The organism is Blastomonas sp. CCH1-A6 (genome assembly GCF_001556365.1).
Classification (GTDB): domain Bacteria; phylum Pseudomonadota; class Alphaproteobacteria; order Sphingomonadales; family Sphingomonadaceae; genus Blastomonas; species Blastomonas ursincola.
This window is the reverse complement of the sequence record NZ_LSIS01000382.1, coordinates 1-565: the sequence shown is the minus strand read 5'-3', so window position 1 is coordinate 565 and position 565 is coordinate 1. Positions and strand designations below refer to the sequence as shown.

The 565-nt window shown below is 60.0% G+C and carries 1 protein-coding gene; it reads right to left on the bottom strand.

What is annotated here, in order from left to right:
- Positions 1-58 precede the first annotated feature (58 nt).
- A partial coding sequence (locus AX735_RS17675) for a Tn3 family transposase (RefSeq protein WP_066282858.1) occupies positions 59-565 on the bottom strand: 507 nt, incomplete at its 5' end.

Sequence of the window (565 nt, the reverse complement as noted above, 5' to 3'; positions counted from 1 at the left end):
GAGGGCATAGCGTGGATGGTACGCTAAACAACGCTAAGGGCGAACAATCAGCGAACGCTTAGGCGGCGCGGCTATCCGGCGGCAGATTGAGGGCCTTGCGGCCAGCGGAAGCGGCTGCTCGATCCCAGAGGAAATCGCCGGAGAAGGCAATATGCTCCCAACCCACGGGGGACGTATGGGCGAGCAGATAATCAGGCACCGCGACCGAGGTTGATCGTAGATGCTGGGCGGCAGCATCCATGTAGATCGTGTTCCAGTAGACGATCGCGGCGATGACTAGATTGAGGCCGGATGCCCGATATTGTTGCGCCTCATGGCTGCGGTCGATGATCCGGCCTTGGCGGAAGGTGTAGATTGCCTGCGTCAGGGCATGGCGTTGTTCGCTGTTGTTGAGACCAGCATGGCATCGCTGGCGCAGATCGGGATTTTCCAGCCAGTCCAGCATGAACAGGGTTCGCTCGATCTTGCCGATTTCCTGTAGCGCGACGTCGAGTTGGTTCTGCCGTTCGTACGCGGCGAGCTTTCGCAGCATGACCGATGGCGCGACATGGCCGGCCTTGATCGA